Raw genomic sequence first — 21,800 nt, forward strand, 5'->3', positions numbered from 1 at the left:
AATTGGAACTCCCTATTCTTTATCAGGATGACTATATTGTTGCCGTGAACAAACCACATGGTTTATTAGTTCACAGAAGCAGAATTGCCAATGATGTTGAGATTTCTGCTATTCAGATTTTAGAAAAACAGCTCGGAAGAAAAGTGCGTCCGGCACATCGGCTTGACAGAAAAACTTCCGGTATATTGTTGTTTTCTTTTGACGAAAAAACGGATCGTGAACTTCAAAAGCAATTTATGGAGCGTTCCGTAGATAAAACTTACCTGGCGTTGGTACGAGGTTTTGCACCCCAGAATCTGACAATTGATTATCCTTTAAAAAGAGAGGATGGTAAAATTCAGGAAGCTGTCACGCACCTCAAATCACTTGCTTTTATTGAAGTCCCCGTTCCTTTCGGAAAATTTCACACCTCCAGATACTCACTCGTTCAGTTACATCCCGAAACAGGTCGAATGCATCAATTGAGAAAACACATGGCGCATATTTTTCATCCGATTATAGGAGATCGCCCTCACGGCTGTAATAAACAGAATCGTTTTTTTAAGGAAAACTGGCAATTAATATCCATGTTGCTACACGCATCACAACTGACATTTCAACATCCTGTTAGTAACCAAAAACTAGTCCTCAGCGCTGCTATTTCAGATGAATTCAATCGTATTCTGAAGACTTTCGGAGCAGAAGAACCTGTTGTCGTTTCAGAATAATCTGAAAGCTTCCTCCAAAATAAGTCGGGTTGTTTCGTTCAACCGGATTTCACCATTCTCGTTTCTCATTTCATCTTTGTAGAGCGGTAGCTCTGCAACAATAGTTGCTTTCATTGTTATCAGGGAAGCTAACAACGACTTCATAGCCCATTCGCCGCGAGGTTCATTAGGAGTCAACGTTACAGGAAGTACTTTTTTTGCGGCAAGTTCACCTGAGGCCGTTATCCATTCCAGCGCATTCTTCAGAACCGCAGGAATATTATGGGTGTATTCAGGAGTACAGATCAGAATTGCATCAGAACGTATAAGCCTTTTTTTAAACTCCTGAATTAACTCAGGAAGTTCTTTTTCAAGTTCTTCCGGTCGGAACAAAGGAAAATCTCGTAACCGGTCAAAAACCTCAACTTCATACTGTCCTGAAAAATGATTTCTGACAGTATATAAAAAAGCAGCTGTTGAGCTATTATTGGCAGCTGATCCTGATATAGCAACTATTTTCATACAACTGAATTTTTTTGTTCTTATTTTCGGTGTAAAGCCGGAAAATCATCTAATGTTATATCTCGTATATCCTGATTACAGGTTTTGATCAATTTTGCCAAAGGGTTCTCATTGCCAATTCGGACAGAAATATAACAACCATCCGTTGCCTCATGTGTATATTCCGTTACAAAATAAGAAATACCGGTTTGTTCATCTTCATCCGATTCCTCTCCCAGAAAAAAGCCGGCTCCTAATGACAACTCCCCATTTTGAAAATGACTACTTTTTCCAAATTCAACCATCTCAAGAGAATACTCCAGTGTTGTGTAATTACGTCTATTTATTGTTAACGCTATTGCCAGGTCATCTTTTCTACCTGTAAACAGTATTCTTTCATTCAAAGGCGGTACAGAAGGGAATAATACCGTATCCGTTCCGGAAATAATCAACAAGCTATCCTTCAGCTCTAATGTACCTAATCCACTAAAGTTTTTTAGTTCCCGGATAAATTCATCCGAATAGTCCGTTGGATTCCTTACAACTATTGTTGACGTATCCTGAGCATATACACTAGTATAAAATACAAGAAAAAAAACGAACCCTGTTGACAACTTCATTATCTTCTCCCGCTTACACTGATTTACCATACGAACAAAGCTACTAAATCTCTCATCATAACGCATAAAAAAAGCCCGTTGCAAAGAACGAGCCTATTCAGAAAAATTAAGTCTATCTTAGTGATGGTGACCATCCGGTCCGTGTACATGTCCGTGATCCAATTCGCTTTGATCTGCTTCGCGAACATCCATAATTTCTACATCAAAGAACAATTTTTTTCCGGCAAGCGGGTGATTCAGATCCAATGTAACATCTTCTCCATCAATTTTCGCTACCGTAGCGATCATTGGTCCCTGTTCAGTATCCAGTTGAACCTGTATTCCAGCTACCAATTCCTCATCTCCCTGGAATCCTGATTTTGGTACAATATGGAATAATTCTTCGCGTACGTCTCCGTATGCATCTTTCGCTTCAACTTCAGCAGCAACCTTATCTCCTTTTTGTTTTCCTTCCAACTGAGTTTCAAGTCCGGGAATCAAATTACCGATTCCCTGAATGTAAGCAAGAGGTTCACGATTAGCAGATGTATCCAAAACGTTTCCTTCTTCGTCTTTCAATGTGTAGTGCATAGACACCACACGATTTGTTTCAATAATCATATAAATAATTTCTAATGAATTACAAAGGTAGAGATTATAAAAAAGCTTGTCAAACTTTACCGTGTATAAGTAATCAATCGTGTTACTTTTAACCAAAAGCTACGTCCAGGATCATCATCACTATAAACCCACCTATAAATCCAAGCACAGCAATATCAGTATACTTATCCCTTTGCGTTTCGGGAATAACCTCTTCCACTACTACAAATATCATTGCTCCGGCGGCAAAAGCCAATGCAAAAGGAAGGATACTCTGCATATAAATTACTGACAAGGCTCCGACAACCCCGGCGATCGGTTCTACAACTGCTGAAAGCTGTCCGTAATAAAAGCTTCTCCAACGACTCATTCCCGTTCGTCTCAAAGGCATCGCTACAGCAAACCCTTCCGGAAAATTCTGAATAGCAATCCCCATTGCCAAAGCTATTGCTGCAGAAACAGAAGCATCCTCCAGCCCAAGAGAGGCTGCACCAAATAGAACTCCCACAGCCAACCCTTCCGGGATATTATGAAGCGTTATCGCCAGCACCAGTAACCACGATTTGTGCAATTGCGTTTTTACCCCTTCACTCTCCCCTTCTCTGAAATTAATATGTAAATGTGGTAAACTCTTATCCAGAATAAACAAAAAAATCGCTCCCGACATAAATCCTACTGCTGCCGGCATCCAGGGGTAATCCGGATAATATTTCTCTGACATCTCAATCGAGGGCGCCAATAACGACCAGAAACTGGCTGCGACCATCACTCCTCCTGTAAAGCCAAGCATACCATCTAATAGTCCACGGTGCATCTTTTTAAAGAAGAATACCAAACCGGCACCCGCTGCCGTCGAGATCCATGTAAAAATAGTGGCCACTAAGGCTGCCCACACCGGACCATTATCAATTACCCATTTTTCTATCGTTTCTAACATGGTTACTGTTTAGGTTCTACACAAATATTCGTCACCACTGCGTGGGAAAAGTTAATGGTTCCGTTTTTCGTTTCAACAAGCATCGAATCATCAAACTCATATTTTTCAAGTAAAATAAGCGTGTCTCCCAATTGCACTCCCTGACGATCCAGAAACTGTAAAAAGGCAGGAGAAGAATCATTAACTCCGACAACCGTTGCAGGTATAGTCAATTCCATTTCATTCAGCAGGCAGGCTTTTTTTCTACGAACAATAGTACCGTTTTTATCCGGAATAGGATCTCCATGCGGATCAAACTTAGGGAATCCAAGAAACTCTTCCAGCCGATCTGTTAGTTGAACCGATTGAATATGCTCCAATTGTTCAGCGATTTCATGCACCTCGTCCCAACCGAAATTCAATTTTTCAACCAAAAAAACCTCCCACAATCTATGTTTTCGGACAATGCGTAAAGCAGCATCCTTTCCTGAAACAGTTAATGATACTCCTTTATATTTCTGATAATCCACCAATTCTTTTTCAGCCAGTTTCCGAATCATGTCTGTCACTGAAGAGGCTTTGGTTTCCATACGATCTGCGAGTGCATTTGTTGATACAGCTCCCTCGTTTTCAAGTGCTAAAATTGCTTTCAGATAATTTTCTTCCGTACTCGTTAACATTGCTTCGTTACTTATAAATTTCCGATCTGTATTCCTATAAAAAATGTTCTTGCTCTAACCGGGCCATACGTATAAGAGGCATCTCTGTGAACCCCTTTGTCCAAATCAGGCTGAAAGGTATCCAGTATATTTTTCACACCTCCGTTTAGGGTTAGTTTTACGTTATTTTTCAGGTAAAAGTTATAATTTATTTTAAATCCCCAATCTACCATCGTTTCAGAACGTTCTAACTTATCCTCTGCAATATATCCTGCATAATGAGGAAGGTACATCGGTCCTGTTAAAATTGCTGACGAATTTACATCTATCTTTTTATTAATTGCATAACTAACAACCAAAGAACCGTAATAATCAGGGGTTCTTAAAAATCCGGAAACATATTGTCCTTCTGCCCATTCTACCGGCTCAGAATACCGGGTACTTTGTGCAGAGAAAGTAAACATGGTAAACAGCTGATCTTTCCATGAATAATTGAATTCAAATGATCCTCCTGCTACCTCTGCTCTCTGACCATTTCTTTTTTCAAGAATATTCTGTCCCAATGCATCCTGTGTAAACTCAAGAACAAAGACATTTTGCAACTGGTTATAGAATCCATTGAGTACAATTTCTATATCTGATTTTCCTTTTTCAAAGTCAAAAGAAATATCCAGATTCAATCCATGAGATAGTTCATGTTTCAAATCATCTCCAAGGCGAATCAGCTGAATTTCTCCCGAAACCAATTCAACATGCACATCTTCTGAAAACACCTGGGGAATCCGGTAACCATTAGCATAATTCAAACGAATTTCTGCAAATTTAAATGGGCTGTACTTCATCCCCAACCTTGGAGTAACCAACGGTTTAAACAACACATTATCATAATTCAATCTGGCACCGGCATTTAACTTGAATTTTGGAGACAACAACCAATCTAACTGTGTATATACACCAAACTGGTTAATCGGCTGAAAAACATGAACACCATAACCGGGCTTATTATCACTCATAACATTACGAATCATTTCCGCTCCCGAAACAACAGCTACTCCTTTGCTATCACTTTCAATTCGTTTCGATTTCCATCGGTGGCGAAATCCTGACACATAGTTTTCATCTCTTGTTTTCCCATATCCGTCAGGGTCCATTTCAGCACCATAATAATTATTCATTATCGTATGTTGTGTAGCAAAAAAGGCTTCCATTTTATGTGCATCATTCTTTAAATAAGCTTCATACGACAACTCTCCTCCATATACTTTGGATTTTAACTGTTCTGCTATCTGGGTTTCTTCGGGTAATCTATCCAACTGATCTCCCCCTCTTCTGAACTCATCCATAATTCGAAACTTAACTCCCAGGCGACTCTTTTTCCCGGGACGATAAAATCCATTCACATCCAAAGCCAACCCTTTTAATATGGGGATATCCGAAAAACCATCTTTGTCCCTGTCATAATTCTCTCTGTACCGCTGACCTGCGGACACACTAACTCCTGCCTTATTATTTTTGGCTACCCAGGCACCTGTTCCTCCCGCATACTGATCCCAACTTCCATCCATATATCCTACCGAAACCTGACCAGAAGCACCGGAGTTAATTGGATCACGGGTAATGATATTAACAATTCCGGCAATTGCATTGGCGCCATACAATACAGAACCTCCTCCTCTGATTACTTCAACTCGCTCTACCCACGAAACAGGGATTTGTTCCAATCCGTAAATACTGTTCAAGGAGGAAAAAACAGGTCGTCCGTTCATCAGAAACTGGTTGTATCCACCTCCCAATCCATTCATACGAAGTTGAGAAAACCCACAGTTCTGGCAATTATTCTCCATTCGCAAGCCAGGCTGAAAGGAAATTCCTTCGGAAATACTTTGCGCTCCGACCGACTGTAACTGGGTTTGATTGATGGTAGAAATCCTGACAATACTCTCCTTCTTGGATTCTTCCTCTTTACTTCCTGTCACCACAACCTCAGAAAAGAAAACAGAAACCGGACTTATTTCAATTTCTACTACACCGGCTGAGTCAGGTAATACAATTTGTTTTTCTTCATAGCCTATGGCCCAGATCTTAGCGCTCTTCCCTGCAAATTTTGCTAAAGGCAATACAAACTTACCTTCCAAATCTGAAACCAATTTTTCCTCAGCTGTTTCCAAACGTGCGTTGGGTATTCCTCCTTCCTGAGAAATTACCTGAACCATAATTTCCTGTCCTGTACCAACGCCAAAATGAAATAGAAAAGCAAGTAGAAAAATAAATCTGAACATTATCTAATTTTATTTTTAGACAAATCTAAAAATATTTTCAAACACAATAAAATTTTATCCATAAAAAAATCCCTCTTCGTTTCCAAAGAGGGATTCCATCCTATTAATTTTGTAACTATCTACGCCGTAATTTTGATTCTCGCTGCTCGTATTATCAAGTAGACTCCAACCAGAAACAAAGGAATACTAAGCATTTGCCCTGTATTAATCGTGTTCTCAAAATCGCGGGCAGTCTGTCCTTCTTTTATAAATTCAATAAGGAATCGCATTCCCCAAATACCAATCATAAAGACGCCAAAAATGAGCCCTTGTCTTTCTTTTGCTTTTGTTTTCCAGTACATCCAGAAAAGAGTTGCAAAAATAATCAGGTAAGATATTGCTTCATACAGCTGTGCCGGATGTCGCGGGGTAGGATCAAACTCTTTGGTTACTTCATTAAAATAATTCGGAAAGCTAAATGCCCATGGTAAATCCGTAGGAATCCCTACAATTTCTGAATTCATAAGATTCCCTAAGCGAATAAAGCAACCTGCAATGGCAATAGGTGCCGCAACGCGATCCAGTATCCATAACATTGGTTTCTGAGATACTTTTTTCGAATAAATCCACAATGCCAATAAAATTGCGATTGCTGCTCCGTGGCTCGCCAACCCGCCTTTCCAAACCATTGGAATTTCGTTCAGGTTATTTTTGTAATACGCCCAATCATAAAAGAAAACATGTCCGAGACGCGCTCCTACCACTGTTGCTATAATCATATACAACAACAGCATATCCAACTTTTTCTCCGAAACACCTTCTTTCGTAAACATTCGTTTGATCACATAGTATCCTATGATCAAACCCGTTACAAATAACAATCCGTATTTATTAGGTGTTTTCCAACCTTCAATCAATTCGGGATTAACATCCCAGATTATTTCAAGAATCACTTTTTTCGTTTTTTAATGCCTGTGGGAAAGATAATGGTTTTTCCTGAGACACTTTGAATTTCAATTTCTCCGAACGACCTTTTTTGAAGATTTTATTGCTGTTCTGTAATCCTTTTCGCAATGCTTTTTGTTCTTCCACCGGTAATTTGGTAACGTCTTCGCATTCTTTCGAACAACATCCGCTATATTCACTCTTACACGTATCGCACTGAATAAAAAGTAAATGACAAGCATCATTTGCACAGTTTGTATGTGTATCACAAGGGGCTCCGCATTGATGACAAACGGCTATCACATCATCAGAAATACGCTCTCCTCTTCGCTCATCAAAAACAAAGTTCTTTCCTATGAATTTATTCTCAAGCCCATTTTCGTTACAGTCTCTAGCATATTTAATAATTCCGCCTTCTAACTGATGTACATTCTTGAATCCCCTGTGTTTATACCATGCACTGGCTTTCTCACACCGGATTCCTCCCGTACAATACATAACGATGTTTTTATCCTCGTTTCCTTTAAGGTACTTTTCCTCAATTACAGGCAGTGATTCTCTGAAGGTATCCACATCAGGCGTAATAGCACCTTTAAAATGCCCGACTTCACTTTCGTAATGGTTTCTGAAATCAATCAAAATGGTATCCGGATCATCTGTGAGCTTATTAAACTCTTCTGCTGTCAAATGCTTTCCTTTATTACGAACATCAAATGTTTCGTCATTCAGTCCGTCAGCCAGAATTTTATCACGAACTTTTATTTTCAATTTCAGAAAGGAAAACTCAGCCGATTCCTCAACGGCAATATTCAAACGAATTCCCTTTAGAAATTCAACTTTATCCAGTTCATTACGAAATTCTTCCAATGACTCAACCGGAACGGCAATTTGCGCATTAATCCCTTCTTTCGCCACGTAAGTACGACCAAGTACTCCCAGACGACTCCAGGTAAGAAATAAGTGATTTCTAAACAGTGTAGGATTTGGAATTGAAGCATACTGATAAAAAGAGATGGTCACTAACTTCACCTCATTTTTTCGTAACTGAATCAACAACTCCTCCTTACTATACGTATTCCACAGTTGCATGCTATGTATATTTTTTAGTTAAAGAGTGGCGCAAAGATAAAAAATTTGTATTGAACGACCTATTAACAGGATACAGAAACATCTACTCCCCTGTGTTAACCTGTCTCTCCAAAAACAAAACCGGTATTTTCAACCATCCGTTCGAAATGTCTTCATATTTAATAAAGGATATTTTTGTCCGTTATTGTTTTTTATTCTACATTTGTCACGAACCATTCGTGTAAAGATGTTTTCAAAAGCCTGTGAATATGGAATAAAAGCTACGTTACATGTAGCACAACAATCCAGCGAAGGATCTCGCGTTGGTCTGAAAGATATTGCGACAGCAATTGATTCTCCTGAAGCATTTACGGCTAAAATTATGCAACAACTCTCAAGAAACGGGATTGTTGATTCCATCAAAGGCCCTAACGGAGGTTTTGAAATTCCTAAAGAGAAGCTCAAAACGATTCAATTAATTCAAATTGTATCGGCTATTGACGGCGACCAGCTATTCTATGGATGTGGATTGGGACTGAAACAGTGCAATGAACAAAAACCCTGCCCTGTTCACCATAAATTTAAAGCAATTCGGGATAATTTAAAAACCATGTTAGAGACGACGTCTATAGAAGAATTAGCTCTTGGACTTTCCGATGGTCTTACTTTTTTGAAACGTTAAAAAAATTTGATCAAATAAAGGATAAAAAGATCTTTTAATCTAAATAATTAATTATGAATACATCACAAAAAACTACAAACTCCTGGTACCAAAAACAGGTGATTGATTTTGAAGCTAATCGTTACGGGGCGATGACCTTAATGATGACTTTGCAGAGTTGCTGGGGTTCCGTTGCAGCAATGTTTGGGCTATTACTCCTTGAGAGTTATGTTGTTCTTGGTATTGCTGCCGTTGTTACCTTATCATCGAATGCTGTATTTATTGCTCAATCTCCTGCAAAATGGTGTCTAAATACCTTTTTCGTGAGTATTGGTGTCAACGCCCTTCTCTTATTGCTAACTTTTATCATCTAGCTATGAAAGATATAACCACCATCACAGATGTACAACAACTTGTACACACATTTTATGAAGAAGTACGAAAAGATGAACTTCTGGGTCCTGTTTTCAATAGCCGCTTAGCTGATCAATGGGAAGAACATCTGGAAAAGATGGTTCGTTTCTGGCAAACCATCCTGTTAGGAGAACACACGTATAGCGGTTACCCTTTTCATCCACACGCCACGTTGGCAATTGACGCTTCACACTTTGAAAAATGGGTAACTATTTTTCAAACTACCGTTGATCGTCTTTTTACCGGGACTGTTGCAGATGAAGCAAAAAACCGCGGTGTGCTCATGGCAAAAATCTTTCAACACAAACTTGAAGTATTAGACCAACAAAAACAACACGCATGAAGTATTCTCTCGTTATCGCTTCTGTTTTTCTTTGGATCGGTTTTGTTTGTGCAATCAGTTTCCTGGAAGCCTGGTTAAAATTCAGAGCTCCCGGAATTACAGTACCTTTAGGATTAGGAATAGGACGGCTCGTCTTTTTTGCATTGAACAAAATAGAATGGGTATTTGCACTGGTGATTTTCGTCAATCTGCTCTACACCCAAAATTGGACGCTTCAGGGAAATCAACTTCTATTACTTCTACCGCTTGTTATTCTGATTATTCAGACAGTCTGGCTACTTCCCGCTTTGGACGCCCGGGCTGATTTACATATACAAGGAGCAGAAATTCCTCCCTCCTACCTCCATTTGTATTATGTTGTAGGTGAATTAATAAAAGTAACAGCACTCATTCTTTTTGGAACAAAACTTCTGAAATCATGAATACAGAACTAATCGAACAGATTTACAGTAAATATGAAGCTTTAGGTGAAAATCCTGAAAGTTACCTCAAAGGGTTACTCACAGCCCAACCTATTACGTATTGGGACTATGTAGAAACAGATACGCTTTTGTCACTCCAAAAACCCCGGACAGCCTACAAAGATGAAGCTATTTTCATTATGTACCATCAGGTGACGGAATTGACATTAAAGATGATGCTGCACGAAATCAAACAACTAACTACAGATCAGCTTTCGGACAAAGAGTGGATCAATAAAATGGAACGGTTGAACCGCTACACTTCATTACTCATCACCTCATTTGATATTATGAAGTCCGGTATGAATTACGACGATTACAATACGTTCCGGTATACACTTACTCCTGCTTCAGGATTCCAGAGTGTTCAATTCAGAATGATTGAATTGTATTGTACACCATTGGTTAATCTGGTTAATGAACAGGGAAAAATGCGTTTGAGTGCGAATCCCACAATAGAAGAATATATGGATAATCTCTATTGGAAAGATGCCGGGTGCAATCGCAACACAGGTAAGAAATCACTTACTCTGCAAGCTTTTGAAAACCGATATCAGGAACAACTCACTTCCCTTGCCTACAAAATGGAAGAACACACACTTTCCGATAAAATCAAAAAACGAGCATCTCTACCTGCGGAACTAAAAGAGAAACTCCGCGAGTTTGATTATCTCTACAATATTCAGTGGCCACTTGTTCATCTACAGACAGCACAACATTATCTTGACAGTAAACACGAAAATAAAGCAGCCACCGGTGGAAGTGAGTGGAAAAAGTACCTCCACCCCAAGTATCAACAACGAAAATTCTTCCCCGACCTCTGGACAAAAGACGAAAAAAACAGTTGGGGAATAGTTTCTAAAAATGAACAACCATGAAAAATATCACGAAAGAAAGTACAATTGGTCAGATCGTAGCAGACAATAATCAAACGGCATCAGTTTTCAAAAAGTATGCAATTGATTTTTGCTGTAACGGAAACAGAAGTATACAGGAAGCCTGTCTGAAAACAGATATTTCTGTAGAAAAGTTACTTGATGAGCTTAATGTAGTTACTCCAACTACCGGATTGACTTCGGAGTATGCCTCCTGGCCTGTAGATTTACTCGTTGACTATATTCTGAAAAAACACCATCGGTATGTCGAGGAAAAAATCACTGAGATTTTGCCCCATCTGGAAAAAATTGTCCGGGTACATGGCAAACAACACCCTGAATTATATAAGGTTCAGCAGCTTTTTTCTGATGCTGCGGGAGAACTGACTAAACATCTGAAAAAAGAAGAATTGATCCTTTTTCCTTTTATTCAAAAGATGGTATTTGCTCTTGAAAACAACCAGCCCATTCCTTCCCCTCATTTTCAAACAGTTGAAAACCCAATTCAAATGATGCATCATGAACATAATAACGAGGGAGAACGATTCCGCCAGATATCCAATTTGACCAATACATATACTCCTCCGGAAGATGCCTGTACCACTTTTCGTTTAACCTACTCACTTTTACAGGAATTTGAAAACGATCTCCATCAACACATTCATCTGGAGAATAATATACTTTTCCCAAAAGCACAGCAAATGGAAACAGCATTAAGACAAAAGGATCTGCTCTAGTTTTCCCTGCATAGCTGCCGGCAAACTCAATTGCTTTAATTTGTATCTTTCGGACAAATTCAGGAACACAATAAACCGTTTAGGATATGAAAAAAATAATTTATGTTTCAATGGCAGCTATAGCACTCGGCTCCTGTAATCAAAATAGCGAGGAGAAAAAAGGATATTCCTTTGTCTATCCGGACACAAAGAAAGTAGATACAATAGATACGTATTTCGGCACACAGATCACCGACCCTTATCGTTGGTTAGAAGATGACCGTTCGAAGGAAACTGAAGAATGGGTAAAAGCGCAAAACGAGGTTAGTTTTGGCTACCTGAAGTCCATTCCCTTCCGTCAACAGATTATTGACCGTATGTCTGAAATGTGGAATTACGAACGTATTTCCGCACCTTTCAAAGAAGGAAAGTACACCTATTATTATAAAAATAACGGGCTACAGAATCAATCAGTGATCTACCGTAAAGATCAGGATGGAAACGAAGAAGTTTTTCTGGACCCGAACACGTTCTCGAAGGACGGTACAACTTCATTGGGAGGATTAAACTTCTCCAAAGACGGGAGTCTTGCCGCTTACGCCATTTCCGAGGGAGGAAGTGACTGGCGCAAGGTAATTATTATCGATACAGAAACAAAGCAACAAACGGAAGACACCTTACGTGACATCAAGTTTTCGGGAATTTCCTGGTTAGGAAATGAAGGGTTTTTCTATTCCAGTTATGACAAACCGGAAGGCAGTGAACTTTCTGCCAAAACAGACCAACATAAATTGTATTACCATCAACTCGGAACAGCGCAGCAATCAGATCAGCTTATTTTCGGAGGAAAAGAGAAACGTCGTTACGTTGGTGGTTATGTTTCAGAAGATTTGAATTTCCTGTTTATTTCAGCAGCTAACTCTACTTCCGGTAACGAACTATATATCAAAGATCTGACAAAGGAAAACAGTCCTATCGTTCCGATTGTTTCCAATTTTGAAAATGATCATTATGTTTTGGAAAATGAAGGAAACAAACTTTATATTGTCACCAACCTGAATGCCCCTAACAAACGCATTGTAACGGTTGATGCAACAAATCCAACTCTTGAAAACTGGATTGATTTTATCCCGGAAACCGAACATGTACTTTCCCCCTCTACAGGAAGTGGCTATTTCTTTGCAAAATACATGAAAGATGCCATTTCACTGGTAAAACAGTATGATTATTCCGGAAAACTGGTGCGGGAAGTAGCGCTCCCCGGAATAGGAACAGCAGGTGGTTTCGGAGGAAAGAAAGAAGAACAGACATTGTACTTCTCATTTACTAATTATATTACTCCCGGGACTATTTACAGTTACAATCCGAAAACAGGGAAATCTGAAATCTACCAACAACCTAAAGTGGCATTTGACGGTAGCCAATATGAGTCAAAACAAGTTTTTTATACCTCAAAAGACGGAACCAAAGTTCCAATGATTATTACGCACAAAAAAGGATTAAAATTGGATGGCACTAATCCTACCATGTTGTACGGATACGGAGGATTTAATATCAGTCTGACTCCTTCCTTCAGTATTTCAAATGCACTGTGGATGGAGTTAGGTGGTGTATATGCCGTTCCAAGCCTTCGTGGAGGAGGAGAATACGGAAAAGATTGGCACAATGCCGGAACGCAGATGCAAAAACAAAATGTTTTTGATGACTTTATTGCTGCTGCCGAATACCTGATTACAGAGAAATATACATCTTCAGATTATCTTGCTATTTCCGGTCGCTCAAACGGTGGGTTACTGGTTGGAGCAACTATGACACAACGTCCTGATTTATTTAAAGTAGCTCTTCCGGGAGTTGGAGTACTTGATATGCTTCGCTACCACACGTTCACTGCTGGAGCCGGATGGGCTTATGATTACGGAACGTCAGAAGACTCTAAAGAGATGTTTGAGTATCTGAAAGGATACTCTCCGGTTCACAATGTAAAAGAGGGAGTTACTTATCCGGCAACAATGGTTACAACAGGTGATCATGATGACCGTGTGGTTCCTGCTCATTCCTTCAAGTTTGCAGCTGAACTTCAGGCGAAACACAAAGGAGAGAATCCGGTGATTATTCGCATTGATGTAAACGCAGGACATGGAGCCGGAAAACCTGTTTCCATGACAATTGAAGAATATTCGGATATGCTTGCTTTCGCCCTGTACAATATGGGAATAGAAAAGTTATAAAACATTCCTGTATATTACTTATTATCAACACCGGGGAAGCATTTTCTCCGGTGTTTTTGTGTCCGTACCAATTGATTCTTCTTCGTTTTTGTCCGCTTCATAAAATTGACGTAAATTTGCAGCGATTATGAACCAGTACAAGAAAGTTGCATTTTATACGCTAGGTTGTAAACTGAATTTTTCAGAAACATCCACCATCTCGCGCCTTTTTGAAGACGTAGGCTTCGCTAAAGTTGATATGAGCGAAGGTCCTGATATTTTTGTTCTGAACACCTGTTCGGTAACTGAAAATGCAGATAAAAAATGTAAACAACTGGTCAAAAAGGTGATGAAAACAAATCCCGATACCTTTGTTATTGTTGTCGGGTGTTACGCACAGTTAAAACCGGAAGAAATCGCTAACATCCCCGGGGTGGATATTGTTCTCGGAGCGAATGAGAAGTTCAATGTCCTTGAACATTTGGAAAACCTTGAAAAACAGGAGCAGGCTAAGGTTGCCTACGAAAACATTAAGAACACAAAAGAATTTGTTCCCTCGTTCTCGTATGGTGACCGCACCCGTAGCTTTTTAAAGATTCAGGATGGGTGTGATTATTTCTGTACATTCTGTACAATTCCGCTCGCACGGGGTAAAAGTCGTAATGCATCTATTCAGGAGACTATAGATGAAGCAAAAAAAATTGCAGAAACAGAAATAAAGGAAGTTGTATTAACTGGTGTAAACATTGGTGATTTTGGTCAGGGCGGAGAGGAAAATTTCTTCGGATTGGTTCAGGAGTTGGACAAAGTAGAAGGTATTGATCGTTTCCGTATTTCATCCATAGAACCCAACTTACTAAGTAATGAAATCATTGAGTTTTGTTTGAATCGCTCGCAACGTTTTGTACCACATTTTCACATTCCGTTACAATCCGGTTCGAATAAACTCCTGAAAGCGATGCGTCGCAAATACGAGCGTGAACTATATGCTGAACGTGTAGCTAAAATAAAGGAGTTGAATCCTCAAACCTGCATTGGTGTAGATGTAATTGTTGGTTTCCCCGGTGAAACAGATGACGAGTTCATGGAAACCTATAATTTCCTTACTGAATTAGACATTTCATATTTGCATGTATTCACCTATTCTGAACGCGCCAAAACGACGGCTATTAAAATGGACGATGTTGTTCCTATGGATAAAAGAAAGGAACGTAGCCGTATGTTACATATCCTTTCCGAAAAGAAAAAACGAGCATTTTATGAATCGGTGGTAGGCAATACCGGACGTGTTTTAGTTGAAGCTGAAGAAGAAAACGGATATATGAATGGCTTTACAGAGAATTATGTAAAAGTCAAACTCCCCTATAATCCGGATCTTGCCAATACATTCGTTGATGTAACTCTTTCGGAAATTGACCGCGATGGAATCATGAAGGTTATTATGAAAGAAAGTGTTCTTAGTCAGTAAGTCGGTTACCTCTTTCCTAAAGAACACAAAATATTAATAAACAAATACTTGTGTTTTTGGCATGAGTTTTGTTTTAATCTTTTCAAATACAAAAACGTTAGGTCATGAAAAGATTATTACTCACAGGAATTATCATCGCGATAGGGATGAATTTCGCAGCAGCTTTCCCAAATTATCCGGGTAACCAAACAGCTAATCTGACCTTAACAACTTCAGAAGCAGGTCGTTTTATGTTTGAATTGAACGGATTCAGTCAACAATCAAATGGCAACACATTGTATTTGAATAATATCCAGCAGGGAAATCATTCACTTCGAATTTTCAGATGGAGACGTAGTTTTGGTCCGCATCAGGGATACTGGGATGTAGTATACCAGGGACAACTCCAGATCCCCGCTAATAGTCATGTTATTGCCAGCTGGAATCAATGGAACGGACTTCATGCAAGCATTACGCCACTGCACCAACAACCGGTTCCTCCCGTACAGATTTGCCCTCCGCATCCAAATACACCGCCTATGAACGGACATCATCCCGGAAACGGACATGGAAACGGATGGAACAATCACTATGGAATGGGTATGCAACCTCAGGTTTTTCAGGGGTTTTTACACCAACTCAGAAAAGCATCTTTTGACAGTAACAGAGTAAATCTTGCGAAAAACGCTATTCGTTCCAGTGGAATTAGTGTACAACAACTCCAACAAGTGTTAAGAACATTTGACTTTGACAGTAATCGTCTTGAAGTAGCTCAATATGCATACGCATATACAGCCGACCAACAAAATTACTTTTTACTTCATAACTCGTTTGATTTTGAAAGTAATGCCAATCACCTGATGAATAGTCTGAATTAGACGAAAACAAAAATGCCCGGTCCAACCAACCGGGCATTTATTTTTATAGTGTTTCTTTTAAATTTCTTCTGCCAGTTCCAGTTTTCCGGAACGTTTATTCAGCCAGGTCATTTGCCCAATTGAATACAGGAAAACCAAACCAAATCCAATAAACAACATCGCATGGAAAGGAATCAAACCATAATCACCCATGACGATTCCAAATACCACAGCTCCCAAAAACACAAGTGATAAAAGGCCTTCTAATACAGTTACGAGGTTGATCTTTTTCTCAACATATTTATTGGCTTTCCAATCTTGTTTTCCACTTGAAATATTAAACTTCGGTGTTCGTACGAATGATGATTTAATGCCAAAATATCCTTCCATAACAGCAATCGTATTATGCAACGATAAGCCCATCGAAACGGTAAGAAACTGAATAAATCTGCCTATAAACCGAATAAAAGACAAAACAGAATTATTCGTTTTATCTCTGTAAGATAACCAGTAATACACCATTAGAAATACAGTCGACAGAATAAAGAAAGACCCTACCATCATCACTGTATCGTATTTATCCGTAGAAGCTTTAATCAACAACACCGGAATACTTAAAATAGCTGTGAAAAAGATAAAGACAAAAACAGAACTGTTGAACAAATGTGCCAGTCCGTGAATACGATCAGAGAATTTAAGTCCTCTTGTTGTAAGCAATGTTTTTGACATCTTACGGAAGCACTCTGCTCCACCTTTCGTCCAACGAAACTGTTGGTTTTTCAGGGCAGACATTGCAACCGGTAACTCAGCAGGAGCAGTAACATTCTCAAGGTATCTGAACTTCCAGCCTTTCATCTGAGCACGATAAGAAAGATCCAGATCTTCCGTAAGTGTATCGTGTTCCCAACCTCCGGCATCGGAAATTGTTTTCTTACGCCACACACCACCTGTACCGTTAAAGTTGATATAGTGTCCGGCAGCATTTCTTCCCGATTGTTCAATACTAAAGTGAGCATTCAGACCAAAAGCCTGTAACTCTGTCAAAAGAGAATAGTTTTTATTGATATGGGACCAACGCGTTTGCACTACCCCTACTTTAGGATCATCAAAATACGGGATTGTCTCCATCAGGAAATTCGGATTAGGAAGAAAATCTGCATCAAAAATGGCGATAAATTCTCCCTTGACCTTATCCATCGCTTCTGCCAAAGCTCCTGCTTTATATCCAGTACGGTTTGTACGATGAATATGATGAATATCGATTCCTGTTGCTCTTATCTCAGCTACCTTCTTCGCAATAACGTCTACTGTCTCATCCGTAGAGTCATCCAATACCTGAATTTCAAAACGATCTCTAGGATAATCAAAACGTGCCACTGTTTCAATCAGTCGTTCAACAACATATAACTCATTGAAAACCGGTAACTGAACAGTGACAAAAGGAGCCTTCTCCAGATCAAAATCCGGACGTTTCATTTTATCACGTTTTCGTTTACTTCTCCAATAGGAAATAGCTAGTGAAAGCTGTAAAACACTATAACAGAAAATTAATAGCAACGCTAATCCGTACAATGACAGCACCACATAATTCACCAAGTCAACCATCCGTTTTTAACCATGTATTATTCAACATCTTGAAGTAGTCAGCAGGAACCCAACACCACGCCCCAACCGCCAATTCCGGTGACAAAGGTAAATTAATCTATGGTTTTTAAGAAATTTTAAGAAATTAATTGCTCCCTGATTTCTTATGCGTGCTGTGATTTGCCGCTTCACCTGCTTTATTCCTGCAACATTTTGTATCTTGCACCGTCATTTGGAAGTACTATGAGCGGAATTTTTCAGAAATCCTATTTTCAGATTGGTATTCTTCTGATACTAAAGCTTATCCTTTCTCTTTTTTTTATTCGTTCATTTTCAATTGATCTGGACGAGCCTTTTTCAATTTTTTATAGCCAACAATCTATCCCGGAACTTTTCACGCTTTTTGAAAATGAGAATAATCCCCCTCTCCATTTTGTTTTACTACATTTCTGGATAGAGTGGTTTGGAATAAGCCCAGCAGCCGTTCGCTCTTTGTCTCTTATCTTCGGTTTATTTACGATTCCGCTTATCTATAGAGCAGGACAAAAAACAGGAGGCAATACCGTTGGGTTGATTGCCGGATTTTTTTTCGTGTTCTCTAATTTTCACTTTTATCACGACCTTGAAGCGCGACCTTACCCCTTACTTGTATTTGGTTATGCGCTTCTAATTCTGCTTTTACTGAAAGCGAATAAAGAAATTTCTGTAAAAAATCATCTGGTAACCGGTTTAACACTCAGTGCGCTATTCTATACACATTATATTTCTCCCGTTATTATAGCAGCAACCGGTTGTATGTTTCTGTATTTTGCTTTCACAGAACGGGAAAAGAAAAAGCGTGTTCAGCGTATTACCCAACTAGTGTTGGTACTAATTCCTACCGTATTGATTACTTCTGCTCCTATTCTTCGCTTATTAGCTCTTCGGGTATCTCACGTCAATGAGACGGGAACATGGGTTCCTGCGGCACAATGGACTGAATTGTACGGTCAAATCAACAAGTTTTTTAACGGAAAGTATGTCATGATCTTTCTTTTACTTTGGGGAGTTTTTTTCCTCTATGAAAAAAGAAAATTCCTCACCTCTCTCTTTACCCGGTTAAACTTCAGGCATCCCGCGACCATCCTGAGTCTTTTCTTTCTTGTAACCTATCTTCCACTTTTCGGACTTTCCTTTTTCTGGCATGTCCATCTATTTCTTGACCGTTATTTATTTTTTCTTTCTCTTCCACTTTATCTGATTGTCGCTTACTTTTTCACAAGTTCTTCCAGAACATTAAGATGGACCGCTCTCCTTCCTGTTTTTACTTTTTGTCTCTTTTTTAATCCGGGGAAAGGAAACAACCGGGAAACCGATAAAATTGCAGAATACCTGAAAACATCAAAAGGCTCCATACTTATCAGCCCTCCGACATTTGACCTTACACTTATCTATCACTATAACCCCGAATGGTTTCAAGAAATGACACATGGAAAAGACTTGTTTCCGCATAACCTTTTCCCTGTTTATTCCATGCAGGAAATCCCGGATACAAACGCACTCATCTTCCCGATTCAATATCTGGATGCGGACAGTAAATTCGGTTTGGGAAATGAACAATTACGAAAACAACTGGACGAAATGTATTTACCTGTGGACAGTAATCGCTTTAAGGGGAATTATTCCGTTATTCGCTACGAGAAAAAGAAATAGTATTTGGCAGTTTAGTTTCCTTCCGGTAATGCAGCAGCTGCTTCTCCTGATTCAGAATCAACTGAAATTTCAGCATCCTCCTCTTCTCTGCTTCGTCTTCTTTTGTCTATCCAGTAGTAAACTAAAAGAGAAACCAACATTATCAGGTAAAGCACATAATCAAACAACGATACATCTTCCAAAATATAGGTGATGTTTAAAAAGAAAACAATCAATAAAGGATATGCGATTAACACCGGGAACATAAAATACCTGTATATTTTATTCTTTCGCCACAGTAGGATTAAACCAGCCAGATAGATAATCCAAACAATGATCATTATAAAAGCCAGCGTTTCGTACGCCTCTCTGAAATTATCCACTCCTAATTCTACTCCCCTTCTTGTAATCATCTTTTTGAGACGCAAAGCCCCCCGGATATTTTCTAAAAAGTGAATCGATAGATAAGCAGAAATATACCAAAAGAAAAATAAGCTGGCAGCCACCAGGTGAGTAAAGAAATAAGAACGCGTCAACAAATCAGGTCGATCTTTTCCGAAAACAAAACGGAACAAACGCTGCATCAAAGACAATGCATCCGGATTATTAATATCAATATTTAACTTTTCCTTAATCACAGTGCGAATATATAAGAATTCGCATTGTTCCGCCATGAAAACGATCTCAAATTGAGATAATTTATACCAACCTCATTCATTTATACTACGTCCTTTCACAAAATATGTTTTTCTTTGTATTGATGAGAAATATTGCTACGCTTATACTAATTGTCGCACTTTTTGCTTCCTGCCGAAAGGAAAAAGCTTCCTGGGACAGCGACTGGCGGGTCCCCCTTATACATGACTCACTAACCCTGAGTAAACTTGTAACAGATTCTATACTGGACATTAATGCGGATGGAAGTTACCAGCTGGTTATCAATCGTGATTTACTAAATCTCAATATTGATTCATTGCTTCAGCTTCCGGACACGGTTATTCGGCAAAATGTGGCCATAGCAGTATCAGAAGTAAATGTTCCTCCCGGGTTCAGCTTTCTGAATGAAACAGAAGATCATACTTTCGAAGTGGCGGATCTCATACTCAAAAAGGTAGTACTTGCAAGTGGAATGGCAGACATTGAAATCTCCTCTCCGATTAACGCTCCGACTATACTTACACTGACTCTGCCTTCTGTTAAAAAAGATGGTATTGTCTACTCCAAAACGATTAATGCTCCTCCGGGGAGCCTTTCTTCTCCAAGTACAACACGCGAAGTTCTTGACCTAAGTGGATATGAGATTGATCTCACCGGACAAGACGGAAGTTCTTTCAATATTATCCAGTCTCAGGTATCGGTTAGTTCTGATCCAAACGGAGATCCGGTGACCGTAACCAGCCAGGATACTGTTCGGTTTAATGTCGAATTCAAGAAGCTAACACCATCGTATGCACGCGGTTATTTTGGTAATCAGTCCTTCAGTGATACAACAACCTTTGATTTTGACCTCATGAACTCGATTGTTGCCGGAGCTATTGATCTGGATAACATTTCGCTGAATATCCGTGTTGAAAATGGTCTAAAAACGAGTGCCCGTGCTAAATTCACACAAGTTCAAAACGACGGAGTATCCGGTTCAAGTGTAGGACTTTCTCACCCCGAACTAGGTCCATGGATTTGGTTAAATCAGGCGACAGGTGACTGGAATTCACTTGTTCCATCCGTTCACAACATTCAGTTTGATCAAAGTAATTCTACCATTGAAGCTTTTCTTGAGAACATTCCTAAATTCATGCGGGTAGGTTATGCTTTTGAACTGAATCCCTGGGGAAATACCAGTGGTGGTTATGATGAATTTTTCAGCCACAGTACTGTACGTGCTTTTCTAACAGCCAATATGCCCCTTGCAATCGGAATGAATAATCTGACGTATGCCGATACTTTCGCTTTGAATTACGACAATTCACAGGGAACAATCAGTGTGAAAAGCGGTACTATTGAAATTGAAGCCAGCAATTCATACTCGTTTGATGCGGATCTTCATCTTGAATTTCTGGATGCTACTAACACCGTACTTTTCCAGAAATCAGGCGATCAGAAAATCAAAGGATCAACGTCCCTTGCCAACAGTGCTCCGGATGTTGAAAAATCGAAAATTCAAATTACATTATCAGAGGAAGAAACCAGTAAACTGAAAGATCTCGAAAACCTCGTCGTAAAAGCTGTATTTGACACTCCTCAATCCGGAAGTATCAGCACATTCTATAACGGACAATTTATTGCTTTCAAGTTATTTACCAACCTTAAACTGACGGTAAAATTCTAAGGAACA

At 39.3% G+C, this 21,800-nt stretch carries 22 protein-coding genes; 12 read left to right on the top strand and 10 right to left on the bottom strand.

The genetic code is table 11. The features are described from left to right. Nucleotides 1–2 precede the first annotated feature (2 nt). The gene (locus ABDZ97_RS11895; RefSeq protein WP_343787894.1) at nucleotides 3–707 is read left to right on the top strand and encodes a pseudouridine synthase; all 705 of its coding nucleotides are present in this window, start codon (nucleotides 3–5) and stop codon (nucleotides 705–707) included. Here ABDZ97_RS11895 and ABDZ97_RS11900 read toward each other — a convergent pair. The 8 genes from ABDZ97_RS11900 to trhO form a co-directional block, all read right to left on the bottom strand. After that, nucleotides 699–1,208 carry an NADPH-dependent FMN reductase gene (locus ABDZ97_RS11900; protein ID WP_343787896.1) on the bottom strand — a complete coding sequence of 170 codons (510 nt, stop codon included), beginning with the start codon at nucleotides 1,206–1,208 and terminating at the stop codon, nucleotides 699–701. The genes ABDZ97_RS11895 and ABDZ97_RS11900 overlap by 9 nt on opposite strands. 20 nt (nucleotides 1,209–1,228) lie before the next feature. Next, nucleotides 1,229–1,873 (bottom strand): hypothetical protein, encoded by a 645-nt coding sequence (locus tag ABDZ97_RS11905; RefSeq protein WP_343787898.1) that lies wholly within the window; start codon nucleotides 1,871–1,873, stop codon nucleotides 1,229–1,231. A 51-nt stretch (nucleotides 1,874–1,924) separates the two neighbouring features. After that, the gene (locus ABDZ97_RS11910; protein ID WP_343787900.1) at nucleotides 1,925–2,407 is read right to left on the bottom strand and encodes an FKBP-type peptidyl-prolyl cis-trans isomerase; all 483 of its coding nucleotides are present in this window, start codon (nucleotides 2,405–2,407) and stop codon (nucleotides 1,925–1,927) included. Nucleotides 2,408–2,495: 88 nt separating this feature from the next. Then, a complete protein-coding gene (locus tag ABDZ97_RS11915; RefSeq protein WP_343787902.1) occupies nucleotides 2,496–3,323 on the bottom strand; it encodes a ZIP family metal transporter in 828 nt (275 codons plus the stop codon). Nucleotides 3,324–3,325: 2 nt separating this feature from the next. Continuing rightward, nucleotides 3,326–3,982 carry a metal-dependent transcriptional regulator gene (locus ABDZ97_RS11920; RefSeq protein ID WP_343787904.1) on the bottom strand — a complete coding sequence of 219 codons (657 nt, stop codon included), beginning with the start codon at nucleotides 3,980–3,982 and terminating at the stop codon, nucleotides 3,326–3,328. 11 nt (nucleotides 3,983–3,993) lie between these two features. Beyond that, entirely contained in the window at nucleotides 3,994–6,240 is a 2,247-nt protein-coding gene (locus ABDZ97_RS11925; RefSeq protein ID WP_343787906.1) for a TonB-dependent receptor plug domain-containing protein, read from the bottom strand. Nucleotides 6,241–6,359: 119 nt separating this feature from the next. Beyond that, a complete protein-coding gene (gene lgt, locus ABDZ97_RS11930; RefSeq protein ID WP_343787908.1) occupies nucleotides 6,360–7,172 on the bottom strand; it encodes a prolipoprotein diacylglyceryl transferase in 813 nt (270 codons plus the stop codon). Further along, nucleotides 7,162–8,253, bottom strand: coding sequence for an oxygen-dependent tRNA uridine(34) hydroxylase TrhO (gene trhO / locus ABDZ97_RS11935; protein ID WP_343787910.1), 1,092 nt, complete (start codon nucleotides 8,251–8,253; stop codon nucleotides 7,162–7,164). Before trhO ends, lgt begins: the two co-directional genes overlap by 11 nt. Before the next feature lie 226 nt (nucleotides 8,254–8,479). Between trhO and ABDZ97_RS11940 the strand changes: the two genes are divergently transcribed. The 9 genes from ABDZ97_RS11940 (at nucleotide 8,480) to ABDZ97_RS11980 (ending at nucleotide 16,234) form a co-directional block, all read left to right on the top strand. Continuing rightward, nucleotides 8,480–8,914 (top strand): RrF2 family transcriptional regulator, encoded by a 435-nt coding sequence (locus ABDZ97_RS11940; protein WP_343787912.1) that lies wholly within the window; start codon nucleotides 8,480–8,482, stop codon nucleotides 8,912–8,914. Between the two features lie 53 nt (nucleotides 8,915–8,967). Then, entirely contained in the window at nucleotides 8,968–9,267 is a 300-nt protein-coding gene (locus tag ABDZ97_RS11945) for a hypothetical protein (RefSeq protein ID WP_343787914.1), read from the top strand. A gap of 2 nt (nucleotides 9,268–9,269) precedes the next feature. Beyond that, nucleotides 9,270–9,650: a group III truncated hemoglobin gene (locus ABDZ97_RS11950; protein ID WP_343787916.1), complete on the top strand. Its 381-nt coding sequence runs from the start codon at nucleotides 9,270–9,272 to the stop codon at nucleotides 9,648–9,650. Beyond that, nucleotides 9,647–10,072 carry a hypothetical protein gene (locus ABDZ97_RS11955; protein WP_343787918.1) on the top strand — a complete coding sequence of 142 codons (426 nt, stop codon included), beginning with the start codon at nucleotides 9,647–9,649 and terminating at the stop codon, nucleotides 10,070–10,072. The genes ABDZ97_RS11950 and ABDZ97_RS11955 overlap by 4 nt, the downstream gene beginning before the upstream one ends. Continuing rightward, nucleotides 10,069–10,989 (top strand): tryptophan 2,3-dioxygenase family protein, encoded by a 921-nt coding sequence (locus ABDZ97_RS11960; RefSeq protein WP_343787920.1) that lies wholly within the window; start codon nucleotides 10,069–10,071, stop codon nucleotides 10,987–10,989. Before ABDZ97_RS11955 ends, ABDZ97_RS11960 begins: the two co-directional genes overlap by 4 nt. Continuing rightward, nucleotides 10,986–11,723: an iron-sulfur cluster repair di-iron protein gene (gene ric, locus ABDZ97_RS11965; RefSeq protein ID WP_343787922.1), complete on the top strand. Its 738-nt coding sequence runs from the start codon at nucleotides 10,986–10,988 to the stop codon at nucleotides 11,721–11,723. The genes ABDZ97_RS11960 and ric overlap by 4 nt, the downstream gene beginning before the upstream one ends. An 86-nt stretch (nucleotides 11,724–11,809) precedes the next feature. Beyond that, the gene (locus ABDZ97_RS11970) at nucleotides 11,810–13,930 is read left to right on the top strand and encodes a prolyl oligopeptidase family serine peptidase (RefSeq protein WP_343787924.1); all 2,121 of its coding nucleotides are present in this window, start codon (nucleotides 11,810–11,812) and stop codon (nucleotides 13,928–13,930) included. Nucleotides 13,931–14,057: 127 nt separating this feature from the next. Beyond that, on the top strand, nucleotides 14,058–15,377 hold the full coding sequence (gene mtaB / locus ABDZ97_RS11975) for a tRNA (N(6)-L-threonylcarbamoyladenosine(37)-C(2))-methylthiotransferase MtaB (protein ID WP_343787926.1): 1,320 nt from the start codon (nucleotides 14,058–14,060) through the stop codon (nucleotides 15,375–15,377). A gap of 104 nt (nucleotides 15,378–15,481) precedes the next feature. Continuing rightward, nucleotides 15,482–16,234, top strand: a complete 753-nt coding sequence (locus ABDZ97_RS11980; protein ID WP_343787928.1) for a proline and serine-rich protein 1 family protein — start codon at nucleotides 15,482–15,484, stop codon at nucleotides 16,232–16,234. A gap of 57 nt (nucleotides 16,235–16,291) precedes the next feature. On the opposite strand, the gene ABDZ97_RS11985 is transcribed toward ABDZ97_RS11980, so the two are convergent. Beyond that, nucleotides 16,292–17,689, bottom strand: coding sequence for a glycosyltransferase (locus tag ABDZ97_RS11985; RefSeq protein ID WP_343787930.1), 1,398 nt, complete (start codon nucleotides 17,687–17,689; stop codon nucleotides 16,292–16,294). Between the two features lie 351 nt (nucleotides 17,690–18,040). On the opposite strand from ABDZ97_RS11985, the gene ABDZ97_RS11990 reads away from it, so the two are divergent. Then, nucleotides 18,041–19,489 carry a glycosyltransferase family 39 protein gene (locus tag ABDZ97_RS11990; protein WP_343787932.1) on the top strand — a complete coding sequence of 483 codons (1,449 nt, stop codon included), beginning with the start codon at nucleotides 18,041–18,043 and terminating at the stop codon, nucleotides 19,487–19,489. Between the two features lie 11 nt (nucleotides 19,490–19,500). Here ABDZ97_RS11990 and ABDZ97_RS11995 read toward each other — a convergent pair whose 3' ends face one another. Continuing rightward, the gene (locus ABDZ97_RS11995) at nucleotides 19,501–20,106 is read right to left on the bottom strand and encodes a hypothetical protein (protein ID WP_343787934.1); all 606 of its coding nucleotides are present in this window, start codon (nucleotides 20,104–20,106) and stop codon (nucleotides 19,501–19,503) included. A gap of 104 nt (nucleotides 20,107–20,210) precedes the next feature. Here ABDZ97_RS11995 and ABDZ97_RS12000 point away from each other — a divergent pair, with 104 nt between their 5' ends. After that, nucleotides 20,211–21,794 (top strand): hypothetical protein, encoded by a 1,584-nt coding sequence (locus ABDZ97_RS12000; RefSeq protein WP_343787936.1) that lies wholly within the window; start codon nucleotides 20,211–20,213, stop codon nucleotides 21,792–21,794. The last annotated feature ends 6 nt before the right edge of the window (nucleotides 21,795–21,800 follow it).

It is taken from the genome of Wandonia haliotis (genome assembly GCF_039523435.1).
GTDB classification, from domain to species: domain Bacteria; phylum Bacteroidota; class Bacteroidia; order Flavobacteriales_D; family Crocinitomicaceae; genus Wandonia; species Wandonia haliotis.